This window comes from Parasaccharibacter apium, assembly GCF_002917995.1.
Classification (GTDB): domain Bacteria; phylum Pseudomonadota; class Alphaproteobacteria; order Acetobacterales; family Acetobacteraceae; genus Bombella; species Bombella apis.
This window is the reverse complement of record NZ_LMYH01000003.1, coordinates 34,049-51,041: the sequence shown is the minus strand read 5'-3', so window position 1 is coordinate 51,041 and position 16,993 is coordinate 34,049. Positions and strand designations below refer to the sequence as shown.

The window sequence follows — 16,993 nt, the reverse complement described above, 5'->3', positions numbered from 1 at the left end:
CTTATTTCTTCGTCTTTGCTGCACTGTCGTCCTTGGCCTCATCAGGGGCCGTGTCGTGGGACTGTGGCGGCAGTTGTGGATGGGCGAGCAGGGCGGCCTCATGGGTTGCATCAGCCCCGCCAGTCTGGGCATTGATGAAATGCAGGGCCTGCTGGAGCTGGAAGTCCGTTTCCGGCTTCGTGGGGTCGAAGGCAGGCCATTTGGCAGGGGGCAGACGTTCCACGGTCTTGGCGAAAGCGGGCAGGTCCGTCCGTGGGGCCTCCTTGGGCAGTTTGCTATCCGTGTTGGTGATGGTGTGGGCGAGGTCGGCCTCATGGTATGTAAAGAGGCTGTCATCATCCCGGCTGGCCAGAACGGGCACATCCGGCGTGATGCCCAGCCCCTGGATGGACCGGCCCGACGGCGTGTAATAACGGGCGGTTGTCAGCCGGATGGCCCCCTGGTCGGCAATGGGGATGATCGTCTGGACGGACCCCTTGCCGAAGGTCCGGTCTCCCATGATGATGGCCCGGCGATGGTCCTTCAGCGCACCGGCCACGATCTCGCTGGCAGAGGCCGAGCCGGCGTTGGTCAGGACAATGATGGGCAGGCCGTGGGTGATGTCCTTGCCGACACCATCCCAATGCTGGTTGCCCTCGGGGTGGCGGCCACGGATGGAGACGATCTCTCCATCCTTGATGAAGTCACGGGCCACGGCGATGGCCTGGTCCAGCTTCCCGCCGGGGTCGGAGCGGAGGTCCAGCACGAGGCCGTTCAGTGTCTTGCCGGGCGTCTTGGCGACGGACTGGACCAGCTTGCCGTAAGCCTTGCGCATCTCCTTTTCCAGCGAATCATCAAATTCACTCAGGCGGATATAGCCCGTCTGCCCATAGAGGGCGGAACGGACGATCTGCACATGGATGATCTCCCGTGTCAGGGTCAGGTTCTGCTGCTTGCCAGTTTTTGGGCGCAGGATGGTCAGGGTGATCTGCGTTCCCGGCTTGCCCCGCATCTTGCGGACGGCCTGATCCAGCGTGAGGTTGGCGATGCTCTTGTTGTCCACCATGGTGATGACATCGCCGGACTGGATGCCCGCTTTGGCGGCCGGTGTGCCATCAATGGGGGAGACGACCCGTACATGCCCGGCATCGCCCTGCACCTGTAGCCCAAGCCCACCAAACTGGCCGGACATCTCATCCTGCATGTCCTTGAGCTGCTGGGCATCCATGAAGGAGGAGTGAGGGTCCAGATTGCTGATCATTCCGTCAATGGCATTGCGGATGAGCTTCTTGTTGGGAAGGGGAGAGACATATTCCGAATGGGCAATGTCCATCACCGTGCCCAGCAGTGTCAGCATACGGACGGTTTCAGCATTGTTGCTGTCGCTGCTGTTGGCCGGCGTGTTGCTGTCCTTGTGTGTGATCTCCTGCGCCCAGGCGGGGGGGACGAGTGACGGGCGACTGGCAAAAAAGGCACCAGAGGCAACACCCATGGCTGAACAGGCAAGACCCAGCATAAGGCCAGTGCGGAAGTTCATGGTCGGTCTATTCCTTAACATTTAGAAGACAGGCGGTTCGCTGCGATCAATATGAGAGGGCCCTGGCCCGGAGACATGATGGAGGCAGCTTACAGTGTTTTCGGCACGGGTGAAACTCCCGGCAGGACTCAGCATGGCCTCAGAAGAAATGGGCTGGATCCATGAGCTTTGTTCCCTGCCGCAGCTGTACGAAGAGGAGAGGGTCCCGGGTGGGCATCTGGCCGATCACGCCCCCCTGCTGGACGGACTGGCCGCTCTGTAGCTGGAGCGTGCCAAGACCGGCCAGAACAAGTCGCTGTTTCTGCCCGCAGTCCAGAATCACCATGGGGCCGAAGGAGCGGAAGGCCCCGCTGAAGAGCAGGCGGCCCGTGCAGGGGGCGGTCACAGGGGCGGAAGGAGCCGTCTGGTAGGTCAGCCCCGTGGCGGGGCCAGCCTCGGTAGGCTGTGCCCAGCGTGTGACGATGCGCCCCTGCACAGGGGCCCGTGCAGAGCCCCGCATCAGCCCTTTGCCGGGGTTGAAGCTGCGGTCCTGCTGCTCCACTTCCTGTTCCCTGTGGCGCTGGTGCAGCTTGTGGAACCGGGCCTTCTGGGCCCGCAGGCGGCGGCGTGTTTCAGCTTCCTGCCGGGCCAGGACGGTGATGATGGCTGTCAGGGCCTCCGTGCTCTGGCGGGCCTGTGTCAGTAGAGCCTGCTGCTTCAGCAGGGTCTGCTGGGCTTGTTCCGATTTTATGGCCGCCTGCTCGGCCCGGCTTTCTGCCTCGTTCTGGCTGGTCTGGAGGCGGGTTTCCTGTGCTGTGATGGTACGGCTCTGGTCTGTCAGCCGCATCTGCTCTCTCTGGAGATGGGTCTGCCGCTGGATGTTGTCTGCCATGGCGTCCCGGTTCTGCTGGTGGCGCAGGGCGAGAAGGGCAAAAGGAACTGCAGGGCTGATGGCTGGATTGTCTGGTGGCATAAGAAGGGCGAGTTCTGGCGTGGTGTTCATCTGCTGGAGGGCAGGAAGACGTGTGGCTTCATCCAGAAGAATGGTGTTTTCTTCGGCTTTCAGCTGGTCATTGCCCGTACTGAGCTGGTCCAGCTGAGCTGAAACCTTTGTGAGGTGACGTTCCACGAGCATGTGCTGCCGGGCCAGTCTGGCCTGCTTCTGGCGCAGGCGGGCCAGCTGACGGGCACTGAGATGCGCCTGGGCTTCAGCCTTGCGGGTTTCTTCTTCCTTCTGCTGGAGCAGCTGGGCTTTCTGGGCCAGAAGCTGCTGAAGATTCCGCCGTGCAGCCCGTGCCTTGCGGATGCCAGCCTCCGTGGTGGGAATGGGCGTGTTTGATCCCCACAGAGTACCGGCCTGGTCCGGGGCGGCATGGGCCTGATGCTGGTCGGCAAGGCAGGTCAGCATCAGGCAAGGCAGCAGCCAGCAGAGGGCGAGGGATGTGCTGGTGCGTTTCGGGAGCATGAGCCTGCCTGGGAATCCCTTTCCGGGTGGGATGGTATGGGGCTTGAAAAACACATCTGACAGCATGAGATCAGTCAGGCAGGAATGAGTGACAGGGACATGCGGGACAGATGCGATGATCGGTTTTCGTATGTCTTTTGTGGCGGAGAATGGGCTGTCTGTCCAGCCGGAGGGGCGGGATGGTGCCCCGGAGAGGAGTGGAGATGAAAGACCAGACATCTGAAAAAGCACCCGTCTGTGGCTGTGGGCCGCTCAGTGAAGCGCAGAAGCATGTCCTGCATGGTCATGGAACCGAGCCGCCGGGTTCCAGCCCGCTGAATGGTGAGAAACGGCCCGGTCATTACGACTGTGCCGCCTGCGGGAAGAGGCTGTTCAGCTCGACGGCGAAATATGAGAGCGGATCAGGCTGGCCGTCTTTCTTCCGGGCCGTGCCCGGGGCGGTGGGCGAGCGTGAGGACCGCAGTCTCGGCATGGTGCGGGTGGAGATACATTGCGCAGGCTGTCACGGTCATCTGGGGCATGTCTTCCCTGATGGCCCCCCGCCCACGGGGCTGCGTTACTGCACCAATGGTCTGGCCCTTCATTTCGTCCCGGACGAAGAGGGAGCCTGAACGCAAAAAAGGGAGTGGCCCCGTCTCACACGGGCGGGACCACTCCCTTCTGCTTCAGAGGACGTTCCGGGGGGTCAGTCCCGTTCGACGTGGTAATGGCGGGAGAGTTCCCGCTCGATTTCCAGGGCATGTTCCGTGTCACGGGCTTCGATCATCACCACCAGCTCTGCCGTCTGCACGGAAGGAGCGGCGAAGAGGCGGTGATGGGAGACCTCGATGATGTTGCCACCATAGCTGCCAATCTTCTCGGAGATGGCGGCCAGCAGGCCGGGGCGGTCGGGAATCTGGAAGATCAGCCGCAGGATGCGTCCTTCCCGCAGCAGGGAGCGGAGGATGACATGGGCAAGGATGCGGGCATTGATGTTGCCGCCGGAGATGGGAAAGCCCACCTTCTTGCCTCTGAAGAGGTCATGATTGGCCAGAATGGCGGCCAGTGGCGTGGCTCCGGCCCCTTCGCCCACCTGACGGGCCTTCTCGGCCAGCGTCGTGATGGCGCTTTCGACCTGGAGTTCGTTGACGACGAACACGCCATCAAGGTTCCTGCCAATGACATCCAGGCAGTGATGGCCCGGCTGGACGACGGCGATGCCCTCGGCAATGGTTGACCCGCCGGGAACGGAGCGGAGCGGTTCAGGATAGGCTCCCAGTGGGGAATAGCCTTCCACCTGCACGCCATAGAGCTTCGTCTTCGGGCTGAGTTCTTTCAGTACCGTGACGAAACCGGCCATGAGGCCACCTCCACCGATCGGCACCACGATGGCGTCCAGATCGGGCGCATCCTCAATCATTTCCAGAGCGCAGGTGCCCTGTCCGGCGATGACGGCAGGATCATTGAAGGGGTGGATGAGGGTCTGGCCTTCTTCCTGACGGATTTTTTCGGCCGTTTTCACGGCCTCGTCGAAATTCTCGCCCGCCAGAACGACTCTGGCTCCCCAGCTCTGGGTGGCGGCCACCTTGGTGGCGGGGGTGAAACGGGGCATGACGATGGTGGCTTCCACGCCCAGCAGGCTGGCCTGCCGCCCTACGCCCTGGGCATGGTTGCCTGCCGAGACGGTGATGACACCCCGTTTGCGTTCCTCGGGCGTGAGCAGGGCCATGCGGTTGGCCGCTCCACGCTCCTTGAAGGAGCCAATGGCCTGAAGATTTTCCAGCTTGATGATAATCTCTGCTTCCGTCAGCCGGGAAAGGGCCACATTGCTGATCGTGGGCGTACGGGCAATGGTGGCGGCAATGCGCTTCTGGGCGTCTTTGACGTCGTTGAAGGTCAGGCTGGTCTTGGAAGCAGAGTCCGGCATTATTTGTAGATCACTTTCAGAACTTCATAGGTACGGTCCCCGCCCGGTGCCGGGACGGAAACGCTGTCCCCAGCTTCCTTCCCGATGAGGGCTTTGGCAAGGGGGGAGGAGATGGAAATGCGGTGCTGCTTGATGTCAGCTTCGTGAGCGCCGACAATCTGGTAGGTGCTTTCCTTGTCGGTTTCCTCATCCACCAGCTCGACCGTGGCACCGAACTGGATGCGGCTGCCGGAGAGGGTCGTGGGGTCAATCACCTCGGCTGTGGAGATCAGGCTCTCCAGCTCCAGCACCCGCCCCTCGATGAAGGACTGACGCTCCCGGGCGGCGTGGTATTCCGCATTCTCGGAGAGGTCCCCGTGGGAGCGGGCTTCTGCAATGGCCCGGATGACGGCGGGGCGTTCCTCTGATTTGAGCTGGCGCAGCTCATCCTCAAGGCGTTTCAGTCCTTGGGCGGTCATGGGGCTTTTCTGCATGGAGGGAATCCTCGCACTGGTACAAAGAGATGAATGGCACACCGCCCCGCCCCCTTCCACATGGAGCGGAAAAGGGCGGGGCGGCATACGCTGTGGCGGACAGGATAACCAGCACGCCATGCGTGCTGCAAGCCTTCTCTTAGAAGGCGCCGTGGAAATAGGATTGCAGCGGCGCCACATCCGGCTCCTTCTGCTTCAGGACAGAGATGGCATAGGTTGCTGCCCGGGCACCGGCGATGGTCGTGTAATGGGGCACGTTCATTGTCAGGGCGGAGCGGCGGATGTCAAAGCTGTCCCGGGCGGACTGGCCACCCTGGGCGGTGTTGATGACCATTTGCACCTCGTTGGAGTGGATGGCATCCACACAGTGTGGGCGACCTTCCAGCACCTTGTTGACACGGGTGACCGGAATACCGGCTTCCTTGAGCCGGTCCGCCGTGCCACGGGTGGCAAGAATGGTGAAGCCCATCTCCACCAGCTTGCGGGCCAGTGGCTGCACATGGGCCTTGTCGCTCTCCCGGACGGAGAGGAAGACGGTGCCTGTCCGGGGGAGTTTCACGCCTGCGGCCAGCTGGGATTTGGCAAAGGCCATCTCGAAGTTGGCATCCAGCCCCATTACCTCACCAGTGGAGCGCATTTCCGGCCCGAGGATCGTATCAACGCCGGAGAAGCGGTTGAAGGGGAAGACCGCTTCCTTGACGGCCACATGTGGGGCGACGGACCGGCCTTCCAGCGGGAACTCGGACAGTCTGGCTCCGGCCATGATCCGGGCCCCGATCTTGGCGACCGGCACACCCGTGGCCTTGGCCACGAAAGGCACCGTGCGGGAGGCACGGGGATTGACCTCCAGAACGAACACCTCGTCATCCTTGATGGCGAACTGCACGTTCATCAGTCCACGGATGCCCAGCTCACGGGCCATGGCTTCGGTCTGGGCCTTCAGCTCCGTCACCAGAGCCGGGGAGAGCGTGTAGGGCGGCAGGGAGCAGGCAGAGTCGCCAGAGTGGATTCCGGCTTCCTCGATATGCTCCATCACCCCGGCGACATAGACATCATGACCATCGGCAATGCAGTCCACGTCGGCCTCGATGGCCTCATTCAGGTAGTGATCCAGCAGGACCGGCCCGGTGGAGACATCCTCACCGGCGGCACGCAGGACGGTGTTGAGGTAATGGGAAAGACCGGCCCTGTCATAGACGATCTCCATTGCACGGCCACCCAGCACGTAGGAGGGACGGGCCACGACCGGATAGCCGACTTCCTCGGCGATCTTCAGGGCCTCGTCGGGGGTGCGGGCGATGCCGTTGCGGGGCTGGCGCAGGCCCAGCTTGCGCAGCATGGCCTGGAAGCGTTCCCGGTCCTCGGCACGGTCGATGGCATCGGCCGGGGTGCCCAGCAGGGTGATGCCCGCTTCCTCCAGCGCACGGGAGAGCTTCAGCGGGGTCTGCCCACCATACTGCACGATGCAGCCCAGAACGGTGCCGTTCGTCATCTCCTTCTTCACGAGGCTGATGACGTCCTCGGCCGTCAGCGGCTCGAAATAGAGGCGGTCGGACGTGTCATAGTCCGTGGAGACGGTTTCCGGGTTGCAGTTGACCATGATCGTCTCGAAACCGGCCTCACGCAGGGCGTAGGCGGCATGGACGCAGCAGTAGTCGAACTCGATGCCCTGACCGATCCGGTTGGGGCCACCGCCGAGGATGACGATTTTCTGTTTGTCCGTCGGGCGGCTCTCACAGTCCGGGATGCCGAAGCCCCCTTCATAGGTGGAATACAGATACGGCGTGTCAGAAGAGAACTCGGCTGCACAGGTGTCGATCCGGCGATAGACGGGCAGCACGTCCAGCTTTGTGCGCAGGGCGACGACGTCCTTCACGCTTTTGCCGCTCAGGCGGGCAAGCTGCTGGTCGGAGAAGCCCTGGGCCTTGATCTGGCGCAGGCTGATGGCGTCATCCGGCAGGCCGTTCGCTTCGATCTCACGTTCCGTCGCAATGATGCCTTCCAGCTGGCGGAGGAACCACGGCTCGAAATGGCAGGCTTCCTGAATGTCCTCCAGTGAGAGACCGGCCCGGAAGGCCTGGGCGGCCATGAGGATGCGCTCCGGCCGTGGCTCGGAGAGGGCGGCACGGTAGGCATCCGGGGAGCCATCGCCGGGGGCTTCCACAGGGTCCAGACCTGTCAGGCCCGTCTCCATGGAGCGCAGGCCCTTCTGAAGGGATTCGGCGAAGCTGCGGCCCACGGCCATCGCCTCACCGACGGATTTCATGGAGGTGGAGAGCAGGGCCGGCGTGCTGGGGAATTTCTCGAAGGTGAAGCGGGGAATCTTCGTGACGACATAGTCGATTGTCGGCTCGAAGCTGGCCGGGATGGTGCCGGTGATGTCGTTCGTCAGCTCATCCAGAGTGTAGCCCACGGCCAGCTTGGCGGCGATCTTGGCGATCGGGAAGCCGGTAGCCTTGGAGGCCAGGGCGGAGGAGCGGGACACGCGGGGGTTCATCTCGATGACGACCATGCGGCCATCCTTCGGATTCACGCCGAACTGCACGTTGGAACCACCCGTCTCCACGCCGATGGCCCGCAGGCAGGCGATGGAGACATCACGCATCCGCTGGTATTCCTTGTCCGTCAGCGTCATGGCCGGGGCCACGGTGATGGAATCCCCGGTATGGACGCCCATCGGGTCGATGTTCTCGATGGAGCAGACGATGATGCAGTTGTCCGCCACGTCACGGACCACTTCCATCTCGTACTCTTTCCAGCCGATGACGGATTCTTCGATCAGCACCTCGGTGGTGGGGGAGGCATCCAGCCCGCTGGCCACGATCTGGGAGAATTCCTCCCGGTTATAGGCGATACCACCGCCGGAGCCGCCCATGGTGAAGGACGGACGGATGATGGCGGGCAGGCCGATATGCTCCAGGGCCGTGCGGGCCTCGTCCAGCGTGTGGGCGATGGCACTGCGGGGGCTTTCCACGCCGATGGCATCCATGGCCTCACGGAACTTCAGGCGGTCCTCGGCACGGTCGATCACGTCAGCCCGTGCGCCGATCAGCTCCACGCCGTGCCTGGTGAGGAAGCCGGACTTGTCCAGTGCCATGGCGGCATTCAGGGCCGTCTGGCCACCCATGGTCGGCAGGACGGCGTCGGGCTTCTCCTTGAGGATGATGCGCTCGACAAATTCCGGCGTGATGGGCTCGATGTAGGTGGCATCAGCCAGACCGGGGTCGGTCATGATGGTGGCCGGGTTGGAGTTCAGGAGGATGACACGGTAGCCTTCCTCCTTCAGGGCCTTGCAGGCCTGTGCGCCGGAATAGTCGAACTCGCAGGCCTGCCCGATGACGATGGGGCCAGCACCGATGATGAGGATGGAGCGGATGTCTGTGCGTTTGGGCATGGGTCAGGCTCCTGCCTTGCTGGTTGTGCGGGCTGCGGCGCGGCGGTCCATCACGGCGACAAACCGCTCGAAGAGGTAGAAACTGTCGGTCGGGCCGGGGCTGGCTTCCGGATGGTACTGGACGGAGAAGGCTTCCTTCACGGTGGAAGCCAGTCCTTCGTTCGAGCCGTCAAACAGGCTGACATGCGTCACCCTGACGGTATCGGGCAGGGACTTCTCATCCACGGCGAAGCCGTGATTCTGGCTGGTGATTTCCACCCGGCCCGTCGTGAGGTCCTTCACCGGCTGGTTGGCCCCACGGTGGCCACGGTCCAGCTTGTAGGTTGTGCCGCCCAGTGCCCGGGCCAGAAGCTGGTGGCCGAGGCAGATGCCGAAGACCGGAATGTCCGCCTCCATGACGGCCTGGATGGCCGGGACAGCATAGACGGCCGTGGCGGCGGGGTCGGCCGGACCGTTGGAGAGGAAGACGCCTTCCGGCTTCAGGGCGAGGATCTCCTCACCCGTGGCGGTGCCGGGGAGGACATGCACCTCACAGCCAGCGGCAACGAGGCTGCGGAGGATGTTGTCTTTTGCTCCGTAATCCAGAGCCACGACACGGCGTTTTACGGCCCGCTCGGGGCGGGTGTTGTGCCATGTGGTTTTCGTCCAGCTGCGGGCGGGCTGGGCAACCTCCTTCACGAGGTCCATCCCTTCCAGACCGGGCCATTCTGCAGCCTTCTGGCGCAGGGCGGCGAGGTCGAAGCGGCCATCTTTCGGGTAGAAAAGCAGGGCGTTCTGCGGCCCCTTGTCCCGCAGCAGGCGGGTGATGCCCCGTGTGTCCACACCGCTGATGCCGGCCCGCCCGTGGGCTTTCAGCCAGTCCTGCAGTGGCTGGATGGACCGCCAGCTGGCCGGGGCGGTGACATCTTCTTTCACCACGAGGCCGAGGGCCGCCATGGTGGGGGCCTCGTCATCATCCCCGTTGGTGCCGACATTGCCGATATGGGGGAAGGTGAAGGTGATGATCTGTCCGGCGAAGGAAGGGTCTGTCAGTGTTTCCTGATAGCCCGTCATGCCGGTGGAGAAGCAGAGCTCGCCTGCGGCACCGTCATTGAAGGCCCCGAAACCACGGCCCCAGAAATGGGAGCCATCCGCCAGCACGAGGACGGCCGTTGCGCCTCTGGGGGGCATGTCATCGGTAGGGTGGGTCATGGCGGATGTCTCCTCTGACGTCTCGTTCAGGTCGGCCAGGGTGATCCCCGGCACATGAAGCAGGGCAGGCCAGTGTTTTGTGGGTATCATACCAGCCTGCCGCCACTTGCGCACGGCCTCGGTGCTGACACCGGTAAGCTGGGCGATTTCAGCCGCACCGCCTGCTTTCTTGATGAGTGAATCGACGTTCATCTGTCTGCTGCTCTGCCTCGTGCCCTGTCTGTTCTGAACCCGGATGGGCCTGTCCCTTCATAGGGCAGCCAGAGCGTGATGGGAAGTTTTTTCCCATATGGAGGGAGGGTGCCGGAATACAAGCAATGGTGGGAAGTTTTTTCCCGCATCTGTGACTGCTCCCTGTGGACTCCTGCAATATCGACAGGATAGTGCAGGGCTGGTACCTCTTACGCTCCTTTATGGAACTTATAAACTCATCATTAAGAGAGAGAACCATCATGTCACTCCGTACCCGTATCATGGATGATCTCAAGGCAGCCATGAAGGCCGGTCAGTCTGACCGTGTGGCGCAGATCCGTGCCATTTCCGCAAAGATCAAGGACCTTGATGTCGCTGCCCGGGCCAAGAGTGGGGAGGTGAGTGAGGATGATATCCTTCTGGCCCTGCGTTCCATGATCAAGACACGCACGGAGTCTGCGGCCATGTACCATCAGGGCAACCGGCCCGAACTGGCCGCCAAGGAAGAGGCGGAAATCGAGACCATCCGCAACTATCTCCCGGCGGAACTGTCCGAAGATGCCCTGAAAGAAGCCATTGCCGAGGCCGTGAAGGAAACAGGTGCCGAGGGCATGAAGGACATGGGCAAGGTGATGGGTGTGCTGAAAGGTCGCTTCGGTGCGGCACTGGATGCCGGACGGGCCAGCGGTCTCGTCAAGGCCCATCTCGGCTGACGGTTTTTCCGCTTTGCGGACCGGAGTGTGAAAACCCCGCCTGTTGCATCAGGCGGGGTTTTTCGTGTCAGTGGTAGGAGTGGGAGGCTTCGTTGTTCTTGTGGGCCCGGACACAGGCCAGAACGCCGCTGACGGAGAGCAGGAAGGCAGCAGCTTCCCATATGGTGGGCAGGCGCTGCTCCCAGAGGAAGCCGTAGATCAGCGAGAAGAGCGTTTCGAACAGGATCATCTGCCCGACCATCGTCAGGGGCAGAAGATGGGTCATGCGGTTCCAGAACGCATTGGCGATGGTGGAGGAGAACAGCCCCACACCGCAGGAAATGAGGATGAAGCGTGTCCAGCCGGTCGTGGGCAGGTGCGCCGGCCAGAAGAAGGCGGCTGGCAGGAGAATGACCAGCGACAGGATACCGGCCATGACGCCCGTCAGCAGGTTCCATTCATCGCTCGTGATGTGATCCAGCTTTTTCAGCCAGTCAGAGTTGATGACATTGAACAGTGTCCAGCCCAGCAGGGACCCGATGGCCATCAGCAGGCCGACGGCCTGTAGCAGCGGGCCGGTATGATGCAGGGCGGAGCCGACAAAGAAATTCTGCCAGGAGATGCAGAGGATGCCCGCCGTGCTGAGCAGGATGGATGGGATGAGCTGGCGGAATGTGACAACGGCATTATGGCGACAGATGCCAGCCAGTGTCACCGTGACGGGGATGAAGCCGATGATGAGGGATGGCATGGCTACGCCGCTCAGCTGGATGGCCACGCCCATCATGCTGTAATAGCCCACGCTGCCCAGTATGGCGAGAAGTACGAGCGCCCGGAATGCCTTGAAGGTAAGGTGTGGCAGCAGCGTTTTCAGGCGTGGGAGAAGGATGAGAAGGGAGACGATCCCGAAGGTCAGATAGCGCAGCGTTGCCAGCTGAAAAGGCGTGAACGGGGCGACAAGCTCCGGGGCGAGAAATGTTATCCCCCAGAATGCTCCCGCCATGGCACCATAAGCGGTGCCCATGAGGATGGAACGTGTCATGCAGGCTCATTCTTGAATTGTTAATTATGCGATATGGGCCTGTGTTGTAGGTAATGGTGCCTGCGTCAAGAGGGAAGAATGTTCAGCCGTGCTTCGCCGGACCGTGGGCACGGACGCAGGAGATGACCCCACTGATGGCCAGAACGATGGCGCAGGCCTCCAGAGGCCGGGGAAAACGCTGCTCCCAGAGGAAGCCGTAGAACAGGGAGAAGAGCGTCTCGAACAGGATCATCTGCCCGACCATCGTCAGGGGCAGCAGGCGTGTCATGCTGTTCCAGAACGCATTGGCCACGACCGAGGCCAGCAGGCCCATCCCGCAGGCAACCATGAGGAAATGCGCCCAGCCCGTGGCGGGCAGATGCTGCGGCAGCAGGAAGGCCAGAGGCAGCATGAGCAGGGCGAGAGCCCCGGTGACGAGACCCGTCAGCAGGTTCCAGTCATTGTGGGTGATGTGGTCAAGCCGCCGCAGCCAGTTGGCGTTCTTGACGACAAAGCCTGTCCAGCTGAGCAGGGCACAGGCCGCCATGAGCAGCCCGGCCAGCTGGACCCAGAGGCCGCCCTGATGCTGGGGAGAGGCATTGTGAAAATTCTGCCAGGCGATGCAGACAATGCCGCCTGCACTGAGCAGCATGGAAGGGACAAGCTGGCGGACATGCAGGGTGGAATCATGCCGCAGTGCTCCCACGAGGGTCACCGTGACAGGGATGAAACCGACGATCAGCGAGGGCATGGCTACGCCACAGAGCTGCACGGCCGTGCTGAGCAGGCTGTAATAGATGATGTTGCCCATCAGGCTGAGCCCCAGCAGGCCCCACCATTCGGCAGCACCCAGATGGGGAAGGAGTGTCTTCAGCTTCGGGGCGAGCAGCAGCAGGGCGATGACCCCATAGGTGACGAACCGGACAGATGCGAGCTGCAATGGTGCGAAGGGGCCGATCAGCTCCGGAGCGAGGAGGGACAGTCCCCACAATGCTCCTGCTGCGGCGCCGCAGGCAATGCCGGTGAAGGTGGAACGTGTCATGAAAAGGCCCGCTCTCTGCTCTGGAATGGAGGGTGTGACCTGTCGTGTGTTGAAGTTTGGGGTTCTTTCGTCAAGGGGGAATCGGGAGCATCTTCCTTTTTGGGGGGGAGAGTGTCACAGTGTGTGCATGGCCATAGACACTGCGTTTCTTGATGAACTGCGCCAGCGGACATCCCTTACATCCCTGTTCGGCCGGCGGAACAAGCTGGTCCGGTCCGGCCGGAACTGGAAAGTCTGCTGCCCCTTTCATGGGGAAAAGACGCCTTCGCTTTACATCTATGATGATCACTATCACTGCTTTGGCTGTGGCGCACATGGTGATGCGATCAGCTACATCATGCAGAGTGAGGGGGCCGGGTTCCGTGAGGCTGTCGAGCGGTTGGCGTCGGAAGCCGGGATGGAGGTTCCGGCTGATGACCCGCGGCAGGTCGAGAAGGCCCGTGTCCGGCAGACCCTGCATGATGTCATGGATGAGGTCCAGGCCATCTATCGCAGCAGGCTCTACCAGCCGGAAGGTCGTGCCGGGCTGGATTACCTGCAGAAGCGTGGCCTGAGTGAAGAGACGCTGGAGCGTTTCGGGCTCGGCTGGTCTGGTGACGGGCGCTCCCTGCTGAAGGCGCTGGAAGGGAAAAACATTACAGCGGCGACGCTGGTTCAGGTCGGGCTGATGCGGACCGATGAAAATGGGCATCCCAAGGGCGAGCTGTTCTTCAACCGGGTCATGTTTCCGATCCGGGACAGGAAGGGGCGGATCATCTCTTTCGGCGGGCGTGTTCTGGGGGATGGCCAGCCCAAATATCTGAATGGGCCAGAGACAGAAATCTTTTCCAAAAGACGGACACTCTTCAATATCGATCTGGCACGGCAGGCCATCCACAAGGGCGCAAAGGCCGTGGTGGTGGAAGGGTACATGGATGTCATTGCCATGGCTCAGGCAGGTTTTGCCGGGGCTGTGGCGCCATTGGGTACGGCTCTGGGCGATGAGCAGCTGGAACTGCTCTGGCGGATGACGGACACGCCCATCATCTGTTTTGATGGTGATGGCGCCGGGCAGCGTGCGGCCCTGCGGTCCTGTGAGGTTGCCCTGCCATTGCTGAAGGTCGGGCGCAGCCTGCGGTTCTGTCGTCTGGATGGTGGAGATGACCCTGATTCCCTTCTCCGGCGGGAGGGCGTACAGGGCATGGAGCGCCGTCTTGCGGCTGCCCGCCCGATGGAAGAAGAGCTGTTCGGCCTGCTGACAGCGCAGGAGCGTGACCCGACGCCCGAGCGGCGGGCGGCCTTGCGGGAGAAACTCAATGCCCTGGCCCGGATGATTCCGGACAAGGTGCTGGCTGGTGAATATCGCAGCACGTTGAACGATATGTTCTTCGCCCGCTATCGCCGTCAGAAGCCGGGATGGGGGAGGCGTGGGCAGCAGGACAGCATGACCGCCTCTGTCATTCCGGTCTCAGCGGAGCGCACCGTAGAGGAGGGCAGTGGTGAACGGCTGAACATTCTCACGGCCATCCTGCTCCAGCATCCGGACATATTGCCGGGTATTGACCGGGAGTATAATGCGCTGGCCCTGTCGGGCTCTCTCGCCGACATCCGTACGGCCCTGTTGAGCTGGGCTGATGAATGTACCGGTGCCCTAACGGTGGAAAGCTGCCGGGAGTGGATGGCCGGGCAGGGGCTGGCAGATGTGGTGGCAGCACTGTGCAGCAGTTCCATGCCCCGGCAGGTGCGGGTGGAGGATGATGAGGACCGCATGCAGGCGGTCATGAAGCTCTGGTGGCATTTCTATGCGCTGGAAAATCTCAGGACACTTCAGGAAACAGTGGAAGAAGAGGTGCGCCGGACAGTGGAGCAGCTTCTGAATTCTTCCTCCGAATCGGATGAGGCAACGAAGCGGACATTACTGGCGGCGATGCAGGCCAAGCAGAACGTGCTGTTTGCCCTCCGCCGGGGAGAAAGCCCGCAGCTGGAGCCGGAAGACGGCTGAAGTAGCGGATGGACGTTGAGCCCGATGCCCGGGATAAAGCACGCAATCGCAACTTTCTGGTGCCCCGGTCCTTGACTTGGAGGGCTGGATTAACCAATTCCAAGCTGCCCCATTACTGGCTTTCGAGTAAAGTTGACGGAGAGACGCATGGCCACAAAATCAGCCTCTGGATCAGACAGGAATGCACCAGAGCAGGACAGTTCTCCGCTTGATGTGCAGTCCTCGGCCGTCAAGAAGCTGATTGCCAAGGGGCGGTCTGCCGGTCACATCACGTTTGATGAACTGAATGCCATCCTCCCGCAGGACAAGATGTCTTCCGAGCAGATCGAGGACGTCATGGCTGCCCTCTCCGAAATGGGGATACAGGTGGTCGAAAGCGTGGACAAGGAGGAAGAAGAGGGCAGTAGCGAAGACCGTTCTGGCAATGACGACGCCTCGGATGACGAGGCGAATGGTGGTAATGTCGATGCTGTTGCGGCCAGCCGGACGGATGACCCTGTCCGCATGTATCTCCGTGAGATGGGAGCGGTGGAGCTCCTTTCCCGTGAGGGTGAGATCGCCATTGCCAAGCGTATTGAGGCCGGGCGTGGAGAGATGATCGGAGGGCTGTGCCGCAGCCCGCTGACCTTCCAGTCCATCCTGGGCTGGTATGAGCAGCTCAAGAACGAGACGCTGCTCCTGCGTGAGGTGATCGATCTTGAGGCCAGCCAGAGCGACCCTGAATCGCCAGAGGATATGGAAGACCTGACATCCGAGGAAGAGAACGAACCGGATGACGAGTCTGAGGACAGTGATGGGGATGGCAGTGGCAGCGAGGGGAGTGGCCTGTCACTCTCTGCGCTGGAGGAAAAACTCCGCCCGGACATCATGCTGCTGTTTGAAGCCTTCGAGCCGCTTTATCAGAAGCTGATAAAGATGCAGAGCCAGCGTCTCAAGGTCCTGCTGGAAGGGCGGTCCCCGTCCGATACGGACGAGAAGAAATATAACAAGCTGCGGACGGAGCTTGTCGCTCTTGTGGAGCGGATGCGCCTGCACAACAATCGTATTGAGGAGCTGGTCCAGTCCCTGAAGGCTCATGTGCAGAAGCTGAATGCCGTTGAGGGGCGGATGCTGCGTCTGGCAGAAACATGCAAGATTCCCCGTGAAGATTTCATGGACCGGTATCGTCATCAGGAGCTGGCGCCGGACTGGATCGAAGGCATCTGCCAGCTTCCCGGCAAAGGCTGGAAGACCCTGACAAGCAAGCACCTCCCCGCCCTTGAGAAAATGCGGGACGAAGTGGCTGCCCTGGCCAAGGAAACTGGCCTGCCGGTGGATGAGTTCCGTCTGGTCTATCAGACCATTTCCCGTGGGGAACGTGATTCCACCCGGGCAAAGAAGGAGATGATTGAGGCCAATCTGCGGCTGGTGATCTCCATTGCCAAGAAATACACCAATCGTGGCCTTCAGTTCCTTGACCTGATCCAGGAAGGGAACATCGGCCTGATGAAGGCGGTAGACAAGTTTGAATATCGCCGTGGCTACAAGTTCTCCACCTATGCGACATGGTGGATCCGTCAGGCGATTACCCGCTCCATTGCCGATCAGGCCAAGACAATCCGTATCCCCGTGCACATGATCGAGACGATCAACAAGCTGGTGCGGACATCCCGGCAGATGCTGCATGAAATTGGCCGTGAGCCCGCCCCGGAAGAACTTGCTGAAAAGCTGGGTATGCCGCTGGAGAAAGTCCGCAAGGTCCTCAAGATCGCCAAGGAACCGATTTCCCTTGAGACACCGATCGGTGATGAGGAAGACAGCCACCTTGGTGACTTCATTGAGGACAAGACCGCCGTCATTCCGCTGGATGCCGCCATCCAGACGAACCTGCGTGAGGCAACGACCCGTGTTCTGGCCTCTCTGACGCCTCGTGAGGAGCGGGTGCTGCGTATGCGCTTTGGTATCGGCATGAACACCGATCACACGCTGGAGGAAGTGGGCCAGCAGTTCAATGTGACCCGTGAGCGTATCCGCCAGATTGAGGCCAAGGCGCTCCGCAAGCTCAAGCATCCGAGCCGCAGCCGCAAGCTGCGCTCCTTCCTTGATGATTGATCCGGTTTGCCGGTAAGGGCCTCGGGCCCTGCCGGTTTTCCTTGCCTTTG

General features: G+C 61.6%; 12 protein-coding genes. 4 read left to right on the top strand and 8 right to left on the bottom strand.

The window, feature by feature from the left end; all coding sequences use genetic code 11:
• Position 1: 1 nt before the first annotated feature.
• The gene (locus ASO19_RS00895) at positions 2 to 1,516 is read right to left on the bottom strand and encodes a S41 family peptidase (RefSeq protein ID WP_103765211.1); all 1,515 of its coding nucleotides are present in this window, start codon (positions 1,514 to 1,516) and stop codon (positions 2 to 4) included.
• Between the two features lie 139 nt (positions 1,517 to 1,655).
• Entirely contained in the window at positions 1,656 to 2,960 is a 1,305-nt protein-coding gene (locus tag ASO19_RS00890; protein ID WP_181005174.1) for a murein hydrolase activator EnvC family protein, read from the bottom strand.
• A 203-nt stretch (positions 2,961 to 3,163) separates the two neighbouring features.
• On the opposite strand from ASO19_RS00890, the gene msrB reads away from it, so the two are divergent.
• Positions 3,164 to 3,571: a peptide-methionine (R)-S-oxide reductase MsrB gene (msrB, locus tag ASO19_RS00885; RefSeq protein ID WP_081562869.1), complete on the top strand. Its 408-nt coding sequence runs from the start codon at positions 3,164 to 3,166 to the stop codon at positions 3,569 to 3,571.
• A 74-nt stretch (positions 3,572 to 3,645) separates the two neighbouring features.
• Here msrB and ASO19_RS00880 read toward each other — a convergent pair whose 3' ends face one another.
• From ASO19_RS00880 to carA, 4 genes are all read right to left on the bottom strand, one after another.
• Complete coding sequence (locus tag ASO19_RS00880) at positions 3,646 to 4,866, bottom strand: threonine ammonia-lyase (RefSeq protein WP_043557881.1); 1,221 nt, start codon at positions 4,864 to 4,866, stop codon at positions 3,646 to 3,648.
• On the bottom strand, positions 4,866 to 5,339 hold the full coding sequence (gene greA / locus ASO19_RS00875) for a transcription elongation factor GreA (RefSeq protein ID WP_043557883.1): 474 nt from the start codon (positions 5,337 to 5,339) through the stop codon (positions 4,866 to 4,868). The genes ASO19_RS00880 and greA overlap by 1 nt, the downstream gene beginning before the upstream one ends.
• Positions 5,340 to 5,478: 139 nt before the next feature.
• Positions 5,479 to 8,733, bottom strand: a complete 3,255-nt coding sequence (carB, locus tag ASO19_RS00870) for a carbamoyl-phosphate synthase large subunit (protein WP_081562870.1) — start codon at positions 8,731 to 8,733, stop codon at positions 5,479 to 5,481.
• Between the two features lie 3 nt (positions 8,734 to 8,736).
• The gene (carA, locus tag ASO19_RS00865) at positions 8,737 to 10,116 is read right to left on the bottom strand and encodes a glutamine-hydrolyzing carbamoyl-phosphate synthase small subunit (RefSeq protein WP_043557887.1); all 1,380 of its coding nucleotides are present in this window, start codon (positions 10,114 to 10,116) and stop codon (positions 8,737 to 8,739) included.
• 260 nt (positions 10,117 to 10,376) lie between these two features.
• Here carA and ASO19_RS00860 point away from each other — a divergent pair, with 260 nt between their 5' ends.
• Positions 10,377 to 10,829 (top strand): GatB/YqeY domain-containing protein, encoded by a 453-nt coding sequence (locus ASO19_RS00860; RefSeq protein ID WP_043557888.1) that lies wholly within the window; start codon positions 10,377 to 10,379, stop codon positions 10,827 to 10,829.
• A gap of 67 nt (positions 10,830 to 10,896) precedes the next feature.
• Here ASO19_RS00860 and ASO19_RS00855 read toward each other — a convergent pair whose 3' ends face one another.
• Positions 10,897 to 11,850, bottom strand: a complete 954-nt coding sequence (locus ASO19_RS00855) for a DMT family transporter (protein WP_081562871.1) — start codon at positions 11,848 to 11,850, stop codon at positions 10,897 to 10,899.
• An 82-nt stretch (positions 11,851 to 11,932) separates the two neighbouring features.
• Complete coding sequence (locus ASO19_RS00850) at positions 11,933 to 12,871, bottom strand: DMT family transporter (RefSeq protein WP_043557891.1); 939 nt, start codon at positions 12,869 to 12,871, stop codon at positions 11,933 to 11,935.
• A gap of 127 nt (positions 12,872 to 12,998) precedes the next feature.
• Between ASO19_RS00850 and dnaG the strand changes: the two genes are divergently transcribed.
• Positions 12,999 to 14,852 (top strand): DNA primase, encoded by a 1,854-nt coding sequence (gene dnaG / locus ASO19_RS00845; protein WP_103765209.1) that lies wholly within the window; start codon positions 12,999 to 13,001, stop codon positions 14,850 to 14,852.
• A gap of 147 nt (positions 14,853 to 14,999) precedes the next feature.
• Positions 15,000 to 16,943: an RNA polymerase sigma factor RpoD gene (gene rpoD / locus ASO19_RS00840; protein ID WP_043557893.1), complete on the top strand. Its 1,944-nt coding sequence runs from the start codon at positions 15,000 to 15,002 to the stop codon at positions 16,941 to 16,943.
• Positions 16,944 to 16,993 lie beyond the last annotated feature (50 nt).

Coding starts and splice junctions, on each gene's coding strand:
- ASO19_RS00895 (WP_103765211.1), bottom strand. CDS start 1,516: ATGAACTTCCGCACTGGCCTTATGCTGGGTCTTGCCTGTTCAGCCATG.
- ASO19_RS00890 (WP_181005174.1), bottom strand. CDS start 2,960: ATGCTCCCGAAACGCACCAGCACATCCCTCGCCCTCTGCTGGCTGCTG.
- msrB (WP_081562869.1), top strand. CDS start 3,164: ATGAAAGACCAGACATCTGAAAAAGCACCCGTCTGTGGCTGTGGGCCG.
- ASO19_RS00880 (WP_043557881.1), bottom strand. CDS start 4,866: ATGCCGGACTCTGCTTCCAAGACCAGCCTGACCTTCAACGACGTCAAA.
- greA (WP_043557883.1), bottom strand. CDS start 5,339: ATGCAGAAAAGCCCCATGACCGCCCAAGGACTGAAACGCCTTGAGGAT.
- carB (WP_081562870.1), bottom strand. CDS start 8,733: ATGCCCAAACGCACAGACATCCGCTCCATCCTCATCATCGGTGCTGGC.
- carA (WP_043557887.1), bottom strand. CDS start 10,116: ATGAACGTCGATTCACTCATCAAGAAAGCAGGCGGTGCGGCTGAAATC.
- ASO19_RS00860 (WP_043557888.1), top strand. CDS start 10,377: ATGTCACTCCGTACCCGTATCATGGATGATCTCAAGGCAGCCATGAAG.
- ASO19_RS00855 (WP_081562871.1), bottom strand. CDS start 11,850: ATGACACGTTCCATCCTCATGGGCACCGCTTATGGTGCCATGGCGGGA.
- ASO19_RS00850 (WP_043557891.1), bottom strand. CDS start 12,871: ATGACACGTTCCACCTTCACCGGCATTGCCTGCGGCGCCGCAGCAGGA.
- dnaG (WP_103765209.1), top strand. CDS start 12,999: ATGGCCATAGACACTGCGTTTCTTGATGAACTGCGCCAGCGGACATCC.
- rpoD (WP_043557893.1), top strand. CDS start 15,000: ATGGCCACAAAATCAGCCTCTGGATCAGACAGGAATGCACCAGAGCAG.